The following is a 1284-nucleotide window of genomic DNA, read 5'->3' on the forward strand; positions in this document are numbered from 1 at the left end:
CGTCGCGCCGCCGGGCAGCTCGACCAGCTCGATCGGCGTGCCGTCCGGGTCGTAGACGAAGAACATCCGCACTCCCCCGATGTCGACGGGCGGGTCGGCCCGCACGCCCGGGTGGTGGCGGGTGACGGTCTCGATGGTGGCGTCGAGATCGTCGACGCGAAACGACATGTTGGTGTAACCCAGGTGTGGACCGCTCGGGCACTCGGGCACGGCGCCCAGCGACAACAGCTCCACCATCGCGGCCCCGATCAGCCCGCCGATCATGCGGCCCCGCTGGGCGGCACCGCCGGTGACCGAATCCAGTGCGGCGCCCTCGAGTTCGACGTCGAACACCAGGTCCATGCCCAGCACCGCGGTGTAGAAGGCCAACGAGGCCTCGATGTCGGAGACGCCGACGCAGACGTGCGAGAAGTTCCGCACGGCGATGGGATGCTGGGTCATGCGGGCTCCTTGCCGGTGTGCGGTGGGTGAATGCCACAGGTACAGGCGTCAATTGAGGGGCACGTGCAGCGCATTCCCCATTCGATGACGGCCCGCGCGCGGGCCAGCGACTCCAGCTGCGCGTCGATCTCGGCGAGTTTGGCCTTGGCCAGGGCGCGGCTGACCGGCCGCCCCGGCGCGTCGTCGGCGAACAGCAGCTGGATCTCCTCGAGCGAGAAACCGGCGGCCTTGCACAGCGCGATCACCTCCAGGCGGGCCAGAATCGAGTCGTCATAGCGGCGCTGGCCGCCCAGCCGCGCCGGCTCCGGCACCAGGCCGATCTGCTCGTAGTAGCGCAACGCCGTCGCGGCCACCCCGGCCTGGCGCGCCACCTCACCGATCGTCAGGCTCGGCGCCATCGCGGCCTCCCGGGAATTCGGTGCTTGACTTCGAGTCAACTCTAAGTCCTTGACTGTGGTCATGACCATCCCTCGAGAACTCAGCGAGTCTCGCTACGCCCTGCTGCGCTCGTTTCGCCGCGACGGCAGCCCCGTCGACACCCCGATCTGGTTCGCCTTCGACGACGGCGGGTTGCTGTTCCGCACCAAGGTGGGCCCGAAGACCCGGCGGCTGGCCGCGCGCCGCGACGTCGAACTCGCGGCCTGCGACTACCGGGGCCGGCCGCGTCAGGGCGCCACGACGGTCGCCGGCCGGGCCACGGTGCTCTCCGGCGCCGAAGCCGAACGCGCCAACCACGTACTGCACCGGCGCTACGGCTGGCAATGGAACATCGTGCCGCTGATCAAGGTTCCCGGCGTGACCAACGTGCACCAAGACCTGTGCGCGAGAGAGAAGCTGCGGCGC

Annotated in this window: 3 protein-coding genes; 1 reads left to right on the plus strand and 2 read right to left on the minus strand. The window is 69.8% G+C overall.

What is annotated here, in order from left to right; all coding sequences use genetic code 11:
* The coding region (locus tag A9W96_RS28645; RefSeq protein WP_067144562.1) for a VOC family protein at positions 1 to 441 on the minus strand (441 nt) is incomplete at its 3' end.
* Complete coding sequence (locus tag A9W96_RS28650; protein WP_065155409.1) at positions 438 to 839, minus strand: helix-turn-helix domain-containing protein; 402 nt, start codon at positions 837 to 839, stop codon at positions 438 to 440. The genes A9W96_RS28650 and A9W96_RS28645, both read right to left, overlap by 4 nt.
* 61 nt (positions 840 to 900) lie before the next feature.
* On the opposite strand from A9W96_RS28650, the gene A9W96_RS28655 reads away from it, so the two are divergent.
* The coding region (locus A9W96_RS28655) for a PPOX class F420-dependent oxidoreductase (RefSeq protein ID WP_067144563.1) at positions 901 to 1284 on the plus strand (384 nt) is incomplete at its 3' end.

This window comes from Mycobacterium sp. 1245852.3, assembly GCF_001669335.1.
GTDB lineage: Bacteria > Actinomycetota > Actinomycetes > Mycobacteriales > Mycobacteriaceae > Mycobacterium > Mycobacterium europaeum_A.